This is a genomic window from Pseudobutyrivibrio sp. 49 (assembly GCF_900100545.1).
Taxonomy (GTDB): domain Bacteria; phylum Bacillota; class Clostridia; order Lachnospirales; family Lachnospiraceae; genus Pseudobutyrivibrio.
Window position 1 is genome coordinate 1 of sequence record NZ_FNDP01000019.1, and the last position, 18,180, is coordinate 18,180.

The following is an 18,180-nucleotide window of genomic DNA, read 5'->3' on the forward strand; positions in this document are numbered from 1 at the left end:
TCTGGAGAATATTTATCTCTGACCAAATCATAAATAAAAGACCAATCAATAGCTTTATCTATAATTCTGAGAAGATGATCTTGAGGAACCAAGTCATCAGTACATACAAATTCAATCTGCTTTCTAGCCTTCTCGTTTTGTTCTGTAATCATTATTCTAACCCCTTATTTTGATAGTATTATTATACCAAAAAAGAGGCGAAAAAGCTTGTAAAATCAAGGTTTCTTTAGACTTTAGAAGGACTAAAAATGAAAGAACTGGAGTCCGCAGACTCCAGTTCCTCCTTATAAAAAAGAAAAGGTCGCGGCGAAAGCCGCGACACTTTGTCTACAGTCTGAGCAGGTAATTGCTTACCTGCTGTCTTTACTTTATACCATTAATTAATCAACTAAATGTGAGCTAGACCAGTAGTATGATCCTGTCTCTTCGTTATAAACACCTATAGTTAAATCTGTGACATTACCTTCTGTTTCTGCTCCTATACAAACAGTGTATTCTGTATCAGCAGTTCCCTTTGGATCTACATCAATCCAGCCATTTTGGCCTCCGCTTAACCCTGTAACTGCCTTAACTTCGTCACGATAAGCATCAGTTAATGGAGTTGTAGGCTGCTCAGAAAGTAAAGTAACATTGCCGCTCTGGTCTTTGGTTCCATCTATATACCAAAGTGTAGAGTTTATGTTTCCATTCATACTAGTACCGTTCACACCTGCTGATGGACTATCTTTTACTGATATGATATTTCCAGATTCCTGTTCATTTACTGCAGTATAATGATATCTTGCAGGGTTATCTCTGTCACCACCACTCTTATAATAAATATCGTTCAATGCCTCACTTTGAGTAGCCTGTCCGTTAACTGTATTTTTTACAGTAGTAATCTCATCTACTATCGCATCAGAGTATTGTGTAACATTTACAGAAATTTTTGTTCTATAATCAGCATCTGTTACCTGTACAGAATCAGATGTTGTAAATATTGCCTGGGAATTCTCATCAATATGCTGCTGTCTATATACAGCTGTACCAGTTGTATTCTTAAATACATAATAGTAGAGTGTTGAATCTCCAACTTTTATAGTATCAACTGCTTTATATCCTTTTAGCATTTCCAAATCTTTAGAGCTGCTGAACACAACAGTACCACTTGGAGTATCAACTACTGCCATCTTATGTTCCACATATGCTCGATCTGCTGCCAAAGCAATTGTTTTGAAGTCTTTTGTACCCAATTTCTCAGAAAGCTGATAAATAGCTGGTGTAATAGAAACTGGCTGTTCACTAAGAGTAGTAACTGTAATACCAGCCTCAGCACATGCCTTTACTGTTGTAAGAGTTCTATTCTCAACTAAACCAACCTTAACATAATGTCTGTAATATCTGATGATATCAAGTCCAAATGCTTCCCTTACATCAGAATATGCACTTGCATAAGCTGCAGGATCAAAGTTTTCATTGCATGTACGTCCTTCAAAGATACCATACTTATAGAAATGCTCGAATAACTTTTCTGGGTCTGTGCCAATCAGCTTAACAATGTCTGGATTAGCTTCCATATAGTATTCTAAATCAAATAAGCCTCTTAAAAGAGTTATGTCATCTTTTGTTACTGTTCCGTAATTTACCTCTTCAGCATTTGTTGCCTGTGTAAGGCCTTCTGCATGAGAAACAATTGTTGGGGTAGCAATGCCACCTACTACAACTACAGACAATGCAACAGCTAAAAACTTCTTCATGTTCATTTCATACCTCCTTGAACATATCTCCCAACTGTTACAGATAATACCCCCCCGTCATCAAATTTTCAATATATAACCTGCAAACAAAAATGAACAATTTGTGTATTGATTAAAAATTCGTGTAAAAAAAGACAGTAGATAACTATTCATTACCTACTGTCTAAAAGAATGGGGTTTATTAGGTTTTACGATTTATAAAAGGGTTATGGAAAAAGCTTGAATATCCAGTCAATAACTTTCTTAACTATCTTAACAACTACCTTTACCACCTTCTTCACTACTGTGATAACCTGCTCAGGTGTTGGAGCTGGCTTTGGTGTAGGCTTTACTTCTGGGGTAGGTGTTGGTGTAGGTGTTACTACTGGTGTTGGAGTTGGTGTTGGCTCAACAACTGGTGCTGGATCTTCACCTGGAGCTGGAGCAGGAGCTGGTGTTGGCTCTTCTGGCTCAGGATCTGATGGGTTACTTGGTGATGGTGCAACAGGAGTTGGATCAGAAGGATCTGTTGGCTCATCGACCTCTACCTCAACTAACTCAATATCATCAATATAAACATCGTGCTTTTCTGTAATTCTAATTCCGTCAACAGAACCCATTGTGATGTTGAATCTTGTGTTAGGGTCTGTCTCATTCTCCATTGTGAATGTGTGTGTAAATGTCTTCCACTCTGGACCTATTTCTACAGAGCCTGTGCCGCTGTAGTTTGTCCAGTTTCCTTCAAATTCCTGGAGTGAGTACTTGATTACTCTTTCAATAGAAGACTTAGCTCTGAATGAAACCTTATATGTCTTGCCCTTCTCAAGATTTACTCCATCCTGATTGAGCTGTACATACCAACAGTTGTCATCTGTATCAGCAACTGTATCCTCGATTGTCATAGCGAATGTGTTGTCGTTGCCATTCATGTTGTCGATAACGTAATTCGCATTTACGGAATCATAGATGTATGGGCTGAAGCCTGCAATGCCTGCATTGAATGAACCATTCTTGATAAGAGCTGCTTCTGTGAAGAATACATTATCAAGATAATATGTGCCCGGCTTTGTAAAGCGAAGCTCTACATTTGAATCTGCACGGTCAAGGTTCTTCTCTACTACAACCTTCTTTGCAAAGTGCTTAAGTGAATCTGTAAGCTCAGGTGTTACGTCATGTCCTGCAACCTCTATAGTAATACCGTCTGATGCTCCATCCTCTGTATAAGCATCAAAGCTGATTTCGTACTGACCAGCTGAGATTGGTGAAAGCTCACCCTGGCTGATTACGATTGGCTTCTTTGCTGATGTGCCCTTAGGTGCAACCACCTTGAGCATACGTGAATTCTTCTTATTTGTAACTGAAACTGCATCCTTGTTCTTGTCATCAATATCCCAATATCCAAGTCTGCCTTCGCCCTGATCAAATCCACCGTTGTAGATGTAGTTTCCATCTGAACGAATTTCCTTTAAATCTCCATCATCAACTGTCTCGCCTGACTTATGAACAAGCTTAACATTTGAAATAGTAACAGGTGCTGTTGACTTCTGCTTTCCAAGGTTGAACTCAAGTGCTGTGTTAGGATCAGTCTTGTCATTCATTGTAAATGTGTATGTGTAAGACTGCTTCTTTGGGCCAACCTTTACAGATGTATCCTGCATGTAACGTGTCCATCCTCTGTCTGGACCTTCAACGTCAACAATGATTTCTCTCTCTTCATCTGCTACAGCATCGAAAGTAAGCTCATACTCCCAACCCTTGTACATTGGGATGCCAGCCTGTTTAAGCTGTACACTGTGATTCTGCGAACCAACATCAGATGGTGTAATCTTAATCTTGTTGTTCTTTACTTTGTATGTAGTGTCCTTTGCATCGCTTTCAAGATGAAGAACCCAATTATCCTTGTCAGCATCCTCTGCTCCATCAAAAGCGATATCCTTTGAGAAATCACCATTGATTACATAGTTGCCTTCTTCATCTGGCTCTCTGTAAGTTACAGGCTCCTTCTCAGGACGCTTGCACTTAGCTTCTTCCTTGGCATACTCTTCTTCTGACTTCTGATATACACGAACGTAATCAACATCGTAGCTATCATCATTCATGTGCTCATATACATCATCAGTAGGATATCCTACCCAGCTACCACCTACCGCAAGGTTTAAGATAACGTAGAAATCCTGATCGAATGGGGCTGGATAAGTGAGCTGGCTTGCCTCATCTGCGCCTGTGTACCAGTCGTTAGTTGTGTAAACCTGCTCATCATCCACGAACCATGTAATCTTTCCTGGCTCCCAATCCATTCTGAATACATGATACTCATCAGCGAAGTCATTCTCCCTCAATGTCTTGCTGCCCTGATTCTCCTTATGACCACTTCCCGCACTGTAACCATAATGAATTGTATGATAAGACTTTGATGTATCCTGGCCCATTACCTCCATAATGTCGATCTCGCCACATTTTGGCCACTGGCCGTAAAGTCCTTCATCTGTTGCCATGAGCCAGAATGCTGGTAAGTATCCCTTTCCTGAAGGAACCTTTGCTCTGGCCTCGAATCTACCGTATGTAAAATCGTGCTTATTCTGTGTTGTGATACGTCCAGAAGTGATTTCTCTCTTACCAGATGATGTAGCACCACCTGCTAAAGCAGAACCCTCGATAGTAGCTGTTGTTCCGCCGTACCATGCCCATCCGTTGTCTGGATCAAGCACGCTGACTTCTACACCTCTGTCTGCTGATGCTGCTGCATCCATTGAGAATGAATAGTGATGATCCTTCTTCAGCTCTACGCCTGACTGCTGAAGCTGGATGTGCCAGTTCTCATCACCAGAATTCTTAATCTCGATTACTGCCTTGCCATCCTCGAATGAGCAAGAGCCCTCTCCTGGGCTTGTAAATCCACAGTTCCACTCGCCGTTCTTGAAATCTCTGTCTGAAAGAACTTCAACATCATCTGTTGTATCTACAAGTGAAATGTTTGAAACCTTAACTGTAGCTGGTGCTACGCCTGCATCTCCAAGAGATGAAATCTTACCGAAATTTACTTGAAGAGCAATACTGCGTGAATCCTCTGCACTAAAATCAAAATCAAACGAAACATTTGTAATCTTCTCCTCTGCTGTCTCCTCATCAACTTCACCTGAAGTCTCTGTCTCAGTTACATGTGGCTTTAATGATAACTTTCCGTTTTTAACCTCGATGTTTCCCTCATCAAGAGCTGTGTATCTCTGAAGCTCTGAGTTTACCCAGCCTGGCTCGTGCTGCTCTACGTTCCAGTCTGATGTGTTAAGTGAATCCCCCTCGAACTCGTCATTCCAAACAAGACTATAGCCTTCATCGGAATACTTGTCGGCGAAGGAATTACTTGATTTTGCCTGTACCCCCATTGGCACGCTTGTCACAGCCATAGCAGCTGACATTGCCAATGCAACGGCATTAAACCATTTTCCCTTTTTCATGCCATTTTCTCCTCCTTTAACATGACTATGTTTATAGCTTAGGAGAATCTATATCAAATTTATATCGAAATTAGATATTTTTTATCAAATCCATTCAAAGCATTTTTCACAAAAATAAAGACCTGTGGCTATGCAATAATTCTAATGGTATAATCAATCTAATTAATTTGGGAGGAAGAAAAATGATTAAAACTATTATTTTTGATATCGGTGGTGTCCTAATTGGATACGATTGGACTATGTATATGATGAAGCTTTTCAACAACGACGAGGCTCTTGTTGCAAAACTGAAAGAGAATATTTTTAGAGATTGGAATGAAGTAGACAGAGGCGTACTTTCAGAAGATGAGCTTCTTGCATTATTTACAAAAGATATTCCTGAATTAAAGAATGAAGTGAAGCTTTTCTGGGATAATCTTGGTGATGCTTTATGGCAGTACGATTTTACAAAGGACTGGCTCCACGACCTTAAGAGCAGAGGCTACCAGCTTTTATTCTTATCAAACTGGTCTCACCATGTAAAAGAATGTGCACCAAAGCAGCTAGACTTTTTACCAATCCTTGACGGTGGTGTTTTCTCTTACAAGGTAAACCTTATTAAACCTGACCATGCAATTTATAAAGAAATTATCAAGCAGTACAATCTCGTTCCTGAGGAGTGTGTTTTCCTTGATGACAGACTTGATAACTGCGAAGCTGCAAAGGAATGTGGCATGAGCGCAGTGCAGGTAGTTAATCATGAGATTGCTGTGGAGAATTTGGAGAAGCTACTTACAAAATAAAATATCTTTGTCGTGTGACACAACTGTGATAATCCAATTGATATTATTACTCCAGACTATAATGAACAATAAAGAAGAACAAGATGAATATCAAAAATTATCTTATCGTTGGAACTATTACTTTAACTGCAGCTTTTGGATTTATTGGCTGTGGAAATTCTAGCCAGTCTGCTGACACATTAACACTTATGGATGTTAGTGAAGATGGCAAGACTCTATATGCAAACTTTGATAAAACAGATATTGGAACTGCTGCTGGCAGCGGCGTTACTATTGATGAGGGTGAGTATCTTATTATTGATAGTAGGATCACAGAAGGTGCTGTACACGTAAAAGTTACAGCTGGCGGTGATGATATAAACGAAGTACCATCATCTGATAATCCAGCTACTATAGACTATGAATTCTCAACGGTTGGAACTACTGAATACCAGGAAATCGCCCCTGGAAGTTATACTGTATTCGCAAGAATAATCATTAATTACATGTGCTACTTTTATTCATATTCCAAGTTGTTTTCTTCACACCACTCTATAGCTTTTCTTTTATTGGCCTCGTCTCTGTAGTTGTACCACTCATCGTCAATACCAAGCCTATTTACCGTGTCTTTAAACCGTCTGAATGCGCCACGACCTTCAATAGCTACACTTAGCATGTCTTTTTCTCTACCAGTTCTGGTATAAACAAAGTCTTCCATTGTGTCATATTCATTAAGGTCACGCTGAGTTGGAAGACGATAAAATCCATGTTCATCTAGTCTGTCATATATTTCTTCCTGTTCTTCGAAGGTCTGAGCCATATCACTAACCCATTCAATTTTTCCCGTTTCTTTATCCAATAAACACTCAGAAGATTCATCTTGCATCTCAATAGCTTCGATAATGTCATCTAATTTTACTTTCATTTTTTGTAACTCCTGTAGTAGGTTTTGAAACAAGCCATATTTACCATTCTCTTTCATCTGGAAATTCAAGTTTAGGATCATGTACCTCATGTATTGAACATCCATATTCTGCAGCACAAGCTGCTACTTCTCTATGGACTTGGTAATAGTTATAATCTGGATTTATTATTCTTTTTGCCATAGTTTTTAGTTTTCCAGCTCTCTTCTCTGGCTTGGTTTTAATAAGCGCAATATCCATCTCATCGATGTATTGGGCAGCGTAGTGAGTATAAGATTCATAAGAACATTGAGTATTTAATACATTTTCAAGACCTACTTCTCCAATGACATCTCCAAGTGCACCCCAAACTTGACCAACGAAATTTCTTATAGTGGCACAATCTCTTACATACTGATTGTATTCATGATAAATAGGCCAGTTCTCCTTTTCCTTTAACTTCTTGCCTGTTTTACCATAATATCTCTTAGCATACTCTAATAATTTTTCAGAAGTAGAAGCTACAAACAATGCCTCTGGAAAAAGTATATTTACACTATAATAAACAGTCTGCTCCGACATAATCAGTTTATGCCATTTCATAACCTCTCTGTTAAGACCGTTATCTCTTACCAAAATATTCCTGTCTCCCTGATAGGCATGGCGAATATCGTAGCATATTCCGAGTAACCTATTACAGCTAGCATAATAAGGATCTGAATAATCCTCTTCTGGCCATATACCTGTTAGCCTGTGAACAGCATCAACAACTCCCTCGAAATCATAATAGTCACCTTGAACATTGATTCCGACAAGATGTTCCGTTGGTTTTATTGTGATCATACCTTTCTCCCTTTATATACGATATTTATATGTATAACTCACTCAATTCAATATGCTTCACTTCATCTGTTTCTTTACCTGTAAAACCTGACCTGGAAATGAATACATATTTATAGCAATTAAGCCCTGTCTCTTTGACCTGATGAATTTCCTCATTAATAACTTCATCGGAAGTCTTCTTATTTCTGAATTTCACCTCATAAAAGACATATCCATTTTCATCCAAAGTAACGACATCAAATTCTCCATTGGTTCGTTCCTTTGGATTATCATAATAATACTTGCCTATCTTTTCTATGACAGGTTCAATATTTCCAAGACGATTCTGTCTGATTAAATACTGTCTACAAATCTCCTCAAATTTATGAGGCACATAAAACTCTTCGAAATCTTTATTAATATATTTCTCATAGAAAACATCTGAATCCATGATTTTTAGCTGAGATGAATACTTAAATATGTATCTGTAATAGAAAAGGGATAGATTATCACAGATATAGTAACCAGCCTTCTTTTTGTTGAATTCGTCGTTGATTGGAACTTTCTTTTCAACAACTTCCATATTCATCAGCTTATCAAGAACATCTATAAGTGTAGGTCCACTTGATACATGAGATTGAGATAAAATATCACTGTACTTTGAAAATCCTCTGGAGAGAGCCTCAAACACTTCATTTGCATTTACGATTTTTGATATCTCAGCATTAAGGTACATAGATACTTCATTTTCTAAACGTGCCCCAGATGAAGCTATAAGTTCTATAATGTTTTCCTTAACACTTCTTTTATCATCAACCAGTCTGTTGTAATATGGGATTCCTCCAAATACAGAATATATTCTTACCTTATCTTCATCAGACAAGTTAGGATAAAATAAAGCTGACTCATAATAATCCATTTGCTTAAGATCAATAACCAAATCTACTCGTCCATATAAAGGATTTGATTCTGATAGCAATGATTTCATTACATCCACATAAGAACCAAGTATAATGAGCTTTAACTTTGAATTGTCTCTATATTTATCTACAAGTGCCTGAATTATGCTATCTAGCCCCTTTACAGCCCCTCTAAGGTATGGATATTCATCCAATACAAAAACAATGTTTTCATCCTTTGAAAGCTTAAAAATGTAATCTACTATTTCCTCTACTTTTGTATATCCCAATTTAGGAAGATCCAATGTATCAGAAACTACCTCACATATGCTCTGCACATTGCTTTCTTCTGTTACCTGCTTGCATTCATAATATATTGCTTTAATATTCGCTTCTTTTATTGCCTGCTTAACAAGTTCGCTTTTACCAATTCTTCGTCTTCCATATATAAGAGTCATACGCATGTCATCTGCATTTAACTCTCTTTTCATACGCTTAAGCTCAGTAGCTCTTCCATAAAACTTCATTTTATTCGGCTCCTTTCGACTCGGTTGTCATCGAACTAACTATATTATATTCCTTACCAATGTTTATGTAAACAATATTATTCGGTTTCAATCGAGTCGAATTGTTTCGAATAAAAACAAACTGTAAAACTTTAATGAATCGTAAGCGCTTAGTGTTACCCCGTAGAGTATAAATGAAGGGGCTGTTAAAAAACTCTCCTAAAAAAGGTAAGGAGTGAAATCCTCGGTATAACTCCAGGACTATAACCGTAATTCAACCGAGTATCGTATAATTCTCGCTCTTATTCAAGCAAAAACAACCTCATTGATAGAGGTTGTTCCTGCGATTTGATATGTATTTAAATGAAAATTACTTTAATCCATACCATGTTGATACAGATGCATTGCGCGGCTGTGTCTGAATATATGCGGATATACTCTCCTAGGTATTTCATCACAGCTTTCTCGTGCCTTATCGGCATAATGCTTAAGTCTAAGGCGAACTTATGGAAAAAGAACCTCCCATCGAGGCCGTTTATGCAAACCTTTCCCCATAACCCTCTTTTTTTGAAGGTTATGGGGAAAGGTTTCGTTGATTTAAAATATTCATACATCCCTCTATAAATTTGAATTGTTAAATTACACTCCTGGTTTTTGATTCAGTATTACAGGACAGATCATCTGAAGGTCATATGGTTCCTTTTCAGCAAGTTCTTTTATAGGAATGCTTGCCAGGCCACCTCCCATTGCTCTGTAAAATGCAATCGTCTCCTTAGAAGAACAGGCAGATATGTACAAAGCCTGTGCACCAGCTTTTATTGCTTCCGCTTTTCCAAATTCAAATAATCGTCTGCCAACACCTTGGCCTCTGCATTCAGAAGATACCTGCATCATATCAAGAATCATGTAAGGACCGTTTAGTTTCTTTAATAACCCAATAAAGCCAACAACTTTATCATTTTCTAATGCGATGTATGTAATATAATCATCACTGCTTATTTGCTTTGCCACAGAACGCTTTTGGCTCAAGTCCCAATCTTCGGTATATTTGCATTCTACTAATGCATATTCTCCGTCTATTCTTCGATATACTTTATTTACATTCTGTTTTCTGTTATATGAATCTAATGATTCTAACCAGAAATTTGTCTCTGATAATAATTCGATTTTTATCAAATGATAATTCCTCTTTCATCACTCACATTTCTTAATATAATAAATGAATTCATTATCCCGACTCACTTCCACATATCCCAGCTTGGTATAAAAGGCGTTTGTTCTGACATTCCAAATGGGCGTATCTAATACAAATTCCTTTACATTTGAAAACATTGTCTCAATTTCCTGCATCATGTAGACACCATAGCCTTTGCGATAATGCTCAGGGCTTACAAAGATCCTTCCGATGTTCAACTTGTCTTTTTCCAAAAATAGAATCGCACCGCCAACAATTAGTCCATTGTCCGTGAGCTTATACAAGTGATTTGTTCTGGCCATCTTTGTGTGATAAGAAACAGACATATATCCAGGTGGCCCACCAACTGAAGGTGCTCCAACCTGAACATCGCTATCAAAGGCTCTTTTAGATATTCCATTAAGTGTCAAAGCATCAGAAGTGCTTGCTTTTACAAATTGTAGGCTCATATCTTTACCCTCTTCTTTCTATACCCATCCATGCCGGATATCATCCCTATTATTCAGCTCGACAAACTGCCGATTTGTTGAGTTTAATTATACTTGATTGGGAGATTGATAACTATATGAAATGCAAAAAAAGGGGAGAGCAGAAGCTCTCCTGAATGATATATCTTAGCAAGTTATATTAAAATACTTTTTAGTGTGAAATGTCTAATAAAGTAAGAAAAACATTAGTAACGTTGCTGATTATAAATAAAGTGAATCTGTCGATAGCATAATTGTAGATATTGTTATAAGTCTAGGGAAGCATCTATTTCAACGGAATGAAGTTGAAATAGGTGCTTTTTTATAGGCATAAATAATCTGGAGGAATGACGATGTCTGTAATCTATGATGTAAATAGAGAATCCCTATGGGCGCATCGAGTAAATGAGATTAGTTCTTTGAACTATAATGTCGAAGATAATAAAGCCGTGTTTGATATTGATGCAGGAGCTAATATTACAGATGCTTCTCAGAACACACCTAGAATATCATATTTTGATGTTCAGAACATAAACATACATGCGTGCACATTCGATGATTTTTGTGATGTGGCGGAATTTCTTAGGGGAAGCTGTAATGCATTTGATTATGATAAAAGTCTGTTAGAAAGTTTTAGAAATCAGTTTGAACCTGAGCAGATTATAGATTTTTATGAATTTTTTGATGACTATAGGCTACAGTGTGCACAAAAAGGAAACATGGTTTTGTATCACGAAGTAGTGCCATTAGCTCAGATGGCAGAAAATATGATGTGGATGAGTAATAATGAAATTATTGGCGAGTTGACGTCTGATGGATTTTTTACCACTAATATTTTTTCTGATGTCTGTAGCTTGGGATTTTACGGAAATTATCGGTTGGGTGAAGGAGCATATGATATTGGTGGTAACTTATACGATTTATACGCTGAGTATGATATAGAATCAACTGAAGAGAATCCTATTGTTGCAGTAACAATTTCGGATTTTGGTTCTGAAAATAGAATCTCAGGTAAATATGTAGTTGAAATAAATTCTATAGACCTTAAGAAAGCTACGCCTATAGAACTATATGCATATTTTAGTTACTACGACTCTAAGAGCAATGAGGATTGGTATAATGACTATAATTACGACAGTACATTTAGAAGAATATACAATAGTAATGCATTTGAGCTAGAAGGAATTGAAGATTTTACAGACAAACAGGTTAATCTTTTTGATGTCTTAACAAAAGCAAAAGCGGGGATTATATCTCAAGAAGATTCAGCTATAAAGGGGAAACTCAATTTCTCCAAATACCTAAATGCCTACACAAAAAAATATATAGAACGATGTCTTGAAATTTATGATGAAATCCTGACAAGGCTAGGAGAGGAATAACAGTCAAAAATGTAATGAGCCACTAACTCAAATCTTGAGCTAGTGGCTTATATTATGTATGTTAAGAAATTCACTATTGCATTATTTTAAGATATTAGAAATAATTATTCTCCCAATACCAGCCACTGATTCATTCCTGCACCAGCTTCTTCATTCGGCCGTTCTATGAATCCGAGTTTTGCATAGAATGGTTCTTTTCCTTTGGCAGAATTAAGATTAAGATTAACCATATATCCAGGCTTCATTTCTCTCTTAATTCTGTTAATCACAGCTTCAACTAGCTTTTTTCCTATTCCCTGTCCCTGATATTCAGGGATAACGATAACATCTGAAATAAAAGCTACATATCCGCCGTCCCAAGACAATCGTACTACACCTATGGCTCTTTCATCATCCCTGACACAAAGAACCATATAAGCTCTTTCAACACAATTCTTTGCTTCCTCGAGTGGGAAAAGCCTCCATCCGACTAATCTACGTAATTCTAAATATTCTTCAGGTGAAATATTTTCCTCGTATCTAATCACTTGTTTTCTTTCCTCCAATCCTCGATTTATCTCTGATTAAAACTTGCAAACACAGTCATGCATTCATCACAATATTGACCTTCCGCTTGCAATGAAAGTGTTACTGGTTCCTTCTTAATAAATTTGCCTGTATATTCCTCAGGATACCAGGTGACCTGTGTAAAAGCCTGCGTAAGACTTCCTGCACTCTTTGCCTCAACAAATCCTGTTCTCATTTCTTTTCCGCATTTAGGACAGTTCATAACAATTCTCCCTCCAAAATCATTTTTATCTACTATTTCTTTTTTTCTGCGTATAAAATAATGACATTGCCCATTAGGGATGCCTGTAAATAATTATATAAATAAAACAAAGTAATGAGGAAGTGTCTCCTTCACTCCTAAAATACCATTTCTATTAGCAATCAACTTATATGCCTTGCTAGGTGAAAAATCATTTATAAAGTTATTCAATGATACAGAAGCTGTGTTTCCTGCTTTCACTTCAATTGGTATTACTTCTCCTTCCTTTTCAATCAGAAACTCCAACTCATGATCATCATCAGGCTTGTAATAATGCAAGGTATAGCCTCTTTTTACTAAGCACTCAGAAATAATATTCTCATATATTCCGCCCCTTGCATTTCCTTTGATTGTATTATTAAGAATAGCCCTCTTTGTTTCAAAGCCATACATGCAAGTTAATAGTCCAGTATCATTTATATATAGTTTGAACTGTTCAACCTTTTCATTGGCCATTAATGGGATATATGGTTCAGAGATGTTATAACACACTTTTACCAAGCAAGAATGTTTTAGCCATTTTACACTGCCACCATATTTTCTGCTTGTCTGCCCCTTCTCCACGGTTGAGTATTGAAAATTTTTAAGTTCTTTAGCTAACTGTCTAGGAACCGCATCATAACACATTCTTACGAGCTGCTTTTCACGGCCCTTGGCATGTTTTGAAATATCGTCTTGATATTGAGAAACAATATTCTGCTGAATCTCCATTACTCTAGCAAAATCTTTATTCTCAGCGAAATCAGCTACAACCTCTGGCATACCTCCCACAACCATATACTCTCTGAACAACTCTTCAAATTTATCATGAATGCTTTCAGGTATCTGATTATCAGTACCCAAGTATTGCTTCAAATCCTCTATTACAGAATCATCATATCCATAAGCCCAAAGAAACTCTTCAAAATCGAGTGAGTACATGGTAATCTGAGTTTCATAACCTACAGGCAATGATGTTGGTTCTTCAACTTCCTTATCATCATCCTGTCCATACGCTAGTCCCAATAATGAGCCTGATGCTACAACATCATAACGCATGTCCTCAGCCAAAAACTTTAATGCTGTACGCGCATTTCCGCAGCACTGAATCTCATCTAAAAAAATAAGAGTGTTTCCGGGTATAAACTTAATTCCTGGAATATTTGCTGTCATTCTCTTATAGATTTCTGCTGCAGATAACTCGCCTTCAAAAATCTGCTTTAACTGTTTTTGTTTAAAAAAGTCTATGCTTATAAAAGATTCATACTCATTATTGCCAAACTCTTTAACAATATATGACTTACCAACCTGTCTAGCACCCTTGATTAGAAGACATTTTTTTAACTCGTTATCTCTTCTTTGTTTTTTCCAGCTTACTAATTCGTTATATACTTTTCTCTTTAGCATAGATTTTAGTACTCCTTTTCTATGTTTTGATAATATCCCCTTATTTACTGGGTTTGTCAACATATTTGCATAAAATCGGAGGGCTAATCATTTGTTTTTTGCATAAAATCGGAACATTGATAATCTTATTTTTGCATAAAATCGGAACATTGATAATAGAAAAGAAAAAAACAACCTCCATCACTTCGATGTGATAGAGGTCGTTTCAACAGACTGGAAGTTATCTAGCTTTTCCTTCAGAATCAAATCTTCTTGACAATACATATTCTGTAGGAACTATTGCACCAATAAGTAGAATCAATTGGAAGAACATAATGATTGCACCAACGATGCCAATAGATTCTGTATCTTTGCCTATCACGAAAAGCATTTCATCCTCCACAACTACTTCCGATTTGCTCACATCAATAGTTTATCTAACTCCCTAAGAAGAGTTGCTTTCATATCCTCAAGTTCTTCGTTGCTAGGTCTGTTATTATCTGAATACATTTTTTTCAGCTCCAAAACCTTTTTTATCTACTATATCTCATTTCTGTGCATCAAAAGAGTATAAGAACAAATATCTCTTTTGAGATAACTGCTAATAACCCTAATACTCCTTATCAAATATCTTGTAAAATAAACGTTCAACAATTCCGAATTCTTTATTTTTGAAACTTGCAAACGCAGTCATACACTCATCACAATAGTAACCTTCCGCTTCTAAAGAAAGAGCTACTGGTTCCTCATTAATAATCGATTTATTTTTATAATTCTCAGGATACCAAAAAACTTTATTATCTCGTAGAGGCCTTGCCTTGACAATTCCCGGTCTCATCTCTTTACCACAATTAGGACAATTCATAACAATTATTCCTCCTAGCTATCTAATTTCTGTCGAATCCTCTCTAGTATCTATAAAACAATATTATTTACTAAATCCTTTTTCTGCGTATTTAAAAACCCTCACCCCAATCCTACATCCAAAGCCATCATAAGTATGAACCCCATGGCAAAAGAGATTGTTCCGATATTCGAATGCTCACCCTCAGACATCTCTGGGATAAGCTCCTCAACTACGACATATATCATGGCTCCGGCAGCAAAACTCAATAGATATGGCATCAGCGGAATAAACAATCCTGATGCAGCAATGACTAAAAGTGCACCTATCGGTTCAACAACTCCTGACAGAACACCATAAAGGAACGTCTTTCCTTTTGGAACGCCCTCACTCAAAAGCGGCATTGAAACTATTGCACCCTCAGGGAAGTTCTGTATTGCAATACCGATTGCCAGAGCCAATGCTCCTGTAAAAGATATTGTGCTGTTCCCGTAAAGCCAACCTGCACATACTATTCCAACCGCCATTCCTTCAGGAAGATTATGGAGAGTTACTGCCAGGACAAGCTTTGTTGTTCTCTTAAGCCCGCTCCTTGGACCTTCCTCGCATTTGTCCAGATGCATGTGAGGCGTCACCATATCCATTACCAAAAGAAAAAGCATACCTATCCCAAATCCAACTGAAACGGGAAGAAATCCTAGTTTTCCCATATCTGCTGTCTGATCAAGTGCAGGTAGCAGCAGGCTGAAAAAAGATGCAGACACCATCACACCAGATGCAAACCCAGTCAGGGCACGTTGCATCTTTTGTCCCATTTCTTTTTTTAATAAAAATACACTGGCAGCGCCTAGCGCTGTTCCCAGAAACGGAATGATGATTATATTCCACATAGCTTACAGTTCCTTTTTTCATCTCAGCCATCGCTTTATCAATAACTTTTTATCTACTATATCTCTTTTTTGTACATAAAAAAAGACCAGGATCAAAATCCTGATCTCTTTTATGAATATTATATTTATAAAAAGAATTTATTCTGCTACAGTTTCAGCCTCAACTGCTTCAGCCTCAACAACTGCAGCTTCATCTGTCTCTGCATCCATAGACTCAACAGTTCCAGTTTCAACAACTGCAGTTTCCTCTACCTCTGCATCAATAGACTCTTCTACCTCAGACTCCATTACCTCAGAAACTTCTGTTTCAACAGAATCCTCGTTAGTTGCAGGAACAAAAGTTGTAAATTTAGCAAGAACATCCTCAGTGATATATCCATCAGCAACTGCCTTCTTTGCTAAGTCATAGCAAGCAGCTGTTGTCTGTGTAGGAATAATTGATGTTCTGGCTACAGATGTTGTTCCATAAAGTGAAGTATAGAATGATGTTGTAGCGAAGTTTAAAGTAAGCATTCTAGTACCTGTTTGTACCCATAAAGTACTTCCTTTCTTCTCACCACAGCAATCATAGCTTCCCCAAACGTCTTCGCGTAAGTAGCTATCACAATGAGCAGCTGAAGAATCGCCATTATAACCGCCATCTTCGTGATTAACACCGGCATACTGCCAAGCAATATTAAGAAATGTAGAAATACTGTAGAATGGATTCTTATCACTAGTATCTCCAAGTCTCTTTACCATACCTTCACGAGTGAAGCCCTTGATAAGAGGTGAACCAAATGTAACTGTATTAAGTACTTCGTAATTGTCCTTAATATACTTATCAGCTGCCACTTGCTGTGCAATCATTCCACCAAGACTATGACCTGCAAGAATAATATTGCTACCTGCTGGAATTCTATCAATGATAGCATTCTTTACATTTGTCTTATACTCATTACTTAATTCAAAGCCTGATAAAAGATCTTCCTTAATAGTTGTAGTCTGATTATCAACGATTGTCTCTGTTCCTGAAAGTGCTACTACATAAACTTCCTTATCTTCAGTACCCCAGTAGGTATTATAAGTCATTCTACCCTCTGTGATACAAATAGGACCAGCTGACTGATAATCTGCATAACCAACCTTTGTAAGTGTTGCCATCTGAGCGGCATTCTCAATAGTTACTGTCTCACCATTCTGAATTTTATAAACCATATCCATGATTTTAAAATCTGTTTCTGTGTGAAGAATGTAATTTGTATCTCCACCTGCTGGAAGAATTGATCCAGCCTCTGAAACGATTGGATTTGCAAGAACAGTTGTAACAGCAAGAGCTGTAGCTAAAAATCTTAAAACTCTTTTCTTCATTGTTTTTCTCCTTTTCTAATGCGGAAACTAATATATCAAGATTAGTATCCGAATGCTTGCCAAAATCAAATCAATAAAAAGAGTTATTTTTGTTATTATTGCGATTTGTCACACATTCTATATTTTCAAGTCAATGTTGTTATTATTTCAATCTTTTATTTCATAATTGCTTTTATACATAACGCCTTGCAATTATCCTGCTTCTTTTTCTTTTATAATCCAAAATAGTTTTTACATACAAAAACAACCGCAAAACTAACTACACCTGCTATCAGTCCTGAAGCTATTGTTATAATCGCAGTCTGATATGGACGCTTTCCAATCTCCTGCTGCTTGGTTGCCTCATCGAGTGTTTTACCATTCATGAAGGATACGATTTCTTTATAAGTACTTACATCGTTTTCTTTTTGAAGCTTTCCAAGCTTCATTGCGAAATAAAATGTCACTAAAATAAGTACCCCCATTGGAATCAATGACAAAAGGCCAATTAATAAATACAATGGTCCAAATGTCAAAGCCAAAATTAGTATGCCAAGCAACATTGCTTTTCCGTAAAACTTCATTTGATTTACATCTTGTTCATTAATAATCTTCTGCATCTTTTCTACATCTCCTTTGACTAATTGATCAATAGAGACATCAAATAGAGTACTAAGTAAAAGTAAGCTTTGGATATCTGGATAACTTTTTTCGTTTTCCCAATTAGAAATTGTCTGACGTGATACAAACATCTTCTCTGCCAGTTCATCCTGATTCCAATTAAGTGAAGCTCTGTAGTCTTTAATTCTTTTTCCTAGTTCCATTTGAGTCCTCCCTGTT

The 18,180-nt window shown here is 37.0% G+C and carries 18 protein-coding genes and 1 pseudogene; 3 read left to right on the plus strand and 16 right to left on the minus strand.

The window, feature by feature from the left end:
• The 3 genes and pseudogenes from BLP54_RS15670 to BLP54_RS12870 form a co-directional block, all read right to left on the minus strand.
• Positions 1-152: pseudogene (locus tag BLP54_RS15670) on the minus strand (IS5/IS1182 family transposase); the annotation flags it as partial.
• A gap of 228 nt (positions 153-380) precedes the next feature.
• Entirely contained in the window at positions 381-1,742 is a 1,362-nt protein-coding gene (locus BLP54_RS12865) for a hypothetical protein (RefSeq protein WP_090170320.1), read from the minus strand.
• A 200-nt stretch (positions 1,743-1,942) separates the two neighbouring features.
• Positions 1,943-5,170 (minus strand): carbohydrate binding domain-containing protein, encoded by a 3,228-nt coding sequence (locus BLP54_RS12870; protein WP_090170322.1) that lies wholly within the window; start codon positions 5,168-5,170, stop codon positions 1,943-1,945.
• Positions 5,171-5,352: 182 nt separating this feature from the next.
• On the opposite strand from BLP54_RS12870, the gene BLP54_RS12875 reads away from it, so the two are divergent.
• A complete protein-coding gene (locus BLP54_RS12875; protein WP_090170324.1) occupies positions 5,353-5,952 on the plus strand; it encodes an HAD family hydrolase in 600 nt (199 codons plus the stop codon).
• Between the two features lie 83 nt (positions 5,953-6,035).
• A complete protein-coding gene (locus BLP54_RS12880; protein WP_090170326.1) occupies positions 6,036-6,518 on the plus strand; it encodes a hypothetical protein in 483 nt (160 codons plus the stop codon).
• On the opposite strand, the gene BLP54_RS12885 is transcribed toward BLP54_RS12880, so the two are convergent.
• The 5 genes from BLP54_RS12885 to BLP54_RS12910 form a co-directional block, all read right to left on the minus strand.
• Positions 6,449-6,856, minus strand: a complete 408-nt coding sequence (locus BLP54_RS12885) for a UPF0158 family protein (RefSeq protein ID WP_090531142.1) — start codon at positions 6,854-6,856, stop codon at positions 6,449-6,451. The two genes, BLP54_RS12880 and BLP54_RS12885, sit on opposite strands and share 70 nt — an antisense overlap.
• A gap of 40 nt (positions 6,857-6,896) precedes the next feature.
• Positions 6,897-7,676, minus strand: a complete 780-nt coding sequence (locus BLP54_RS12890; RefSeq protein WP_090170330.1) for a DUF6904 family protein — start codon at positions 7,674-7,676, stop codon at positions 6,897-6,899.
• Positions 7,677-7,701: 25 nt separating this feature from the next.
• Positions 7,702-9,081, minus strand: coding sequence for an ATP-binding protein (locus BLP54_RS12895; protein ID WP_090170332.1), 1,380 nt, complete (start codon positions 9,079-9,081; stop codon positions 7,702-7,704).
• A 618-nt stretch (positions 9,082-9,699) separates the two neighbouring features.
• Entirely contained in the window at positions 9,700-10,236 is a 537-nt protein-coding gene (locus BLP54_RS12905; RefSeq protein WP_090170335.1) for a GNAT family N-acetyltransferase, read from the minus strand.
• Positions 10,237-10,254: 18 nt separating this feature from the next.
• Positions 10,255-10,704 carry a GNAT family N-acetyltransferase gene (locus BLP54_RS12910; protein WP_090170337.1) on the minus strand — a complete coding sequence of 150 codons (450 nt, stop codon included), beginning with the start codon at positions 10,702-10,704 and terminating at the stop codon, positions 10,255-10,257.
• 371 nt (positions 10,705-11,075) lie between these two features.
• On the opposite strand from BLP54_RS12910, the gene BLP54_RS12915 reads away from it, so the two are divergent.
• Positions 11,076-12,104 carry a hypothetical protein gene (locus tag BLP54_RS12915; protein ID WP_090170338.1) on the plus strand — a complete coding sequence of 343 codons (1,029 nt, stop codon included), beginning with the start codon at positions 11,076-11,078 and terminating at the stop codon, positions 12,102-12,104.
• A gap of 104 nt (positions 12,105-12,208) precedes the next feature.
• Here the strand turns inward: BLP54_RS12915 and BLP54_RS12920 are convergent, their stop codons facing one another.
• The 8 genes from BLP54_RS12920 to BLP54_RS12950 form a co-directional block, all read right to left on the minus strand.
• A complete protein-coding gene (locus tag BLP54_RS12920) occupies positions 12,209-12,631 on the minus strand; it encodes a GNAT family N-acetyltransferase (protein ID WP_090170340.1) in 423 nt (140 codons plus the stop codon).
• A gap of 26 nt (positions 12,632-12,657) precedes the next feature.
• Entirely contained in the window at positions 12,658-12,873 is a 216-nt protein-coding gene (locus BLP54_RS12925) for a PF20097 family protein (protein WP_090170342.1), read from the minus strand.
• Positions 12,874-12,966: 93 nt separating this feature from the next.
• On the minus strand, positions 12,967-14,298 hold the full coding sequence (locus BLP54_RS12930; RefSeq protein ID WP_090170343.1) for an ATP-binding protein: 1,332 nt from the start codon (positions 14,296-14,298) through the stop codon (positions 12,967-12,969).
• 220 nt (positions 14,299-14,518) lie between these two features.
• The gene (locus tag BLP54_RS15680) at positions 14,519-14,668 is read right to left on the minus strand and encodes a hypothetical protein (RefSeq protein ID WP_176754558.1); all 150 of its coding nucleotides are present in this window, start codon (positions 14,666-14,668) and stop codon (positions 14,519-14,521) included.
• Positions 14,669-14,887: 219 nt separating this feature from the next.
• The gene (locus BLP54_RS12935) at positions 14,888-15,142 is read right to left on the minus strand and encodes a PF20097 family protein (protein ID WP_090170345.1); all 255 of its coding nucleotides are present in this window, start codon (positions 15,140-15,142) and stop codon (positions 14,888-14,890) included.
• Positions 15,143-15,243: 101 nt separating this feature from the next.
• A complete protein-coding gene (locus BLP54_RS12940) occupies positions 15,244-16,011 on the minus strand; it encodes a ZIP family metal transporter (RefSeq protein ID WP_090170346.1) in 768 nt (255 codons plus the stop codon).
• Positions 16,012-16,149: 138 nt separating this feature from the next.
• The gene (locus BLP54_RS12945) at positions 16,150-17,361 is read right to left on the minus strand and encodes a lipase family protein (RefSeq protein ID WP_090170348.1); all 1,212 of its coding nucleotides are present in this window, start codon (positions 17,359-17,361) and stop codon (positions 16,150-16,152) included.
• A 212-nt stretch (positions 17,362-17,573) separates the two neighbouring features.
• A complete protein-coding gene (locus BLP54_RS12950; protein ID WP_090170350.1) occupies positions 17,574-18,164 on the minus strand; it encodes a helix-turn-helix domain-containing protein in 591 nt (196 codons plus the stop codon).
• Between the last annotated feature and the right edge of the window lie 16 nt (positions 18,165-18,180).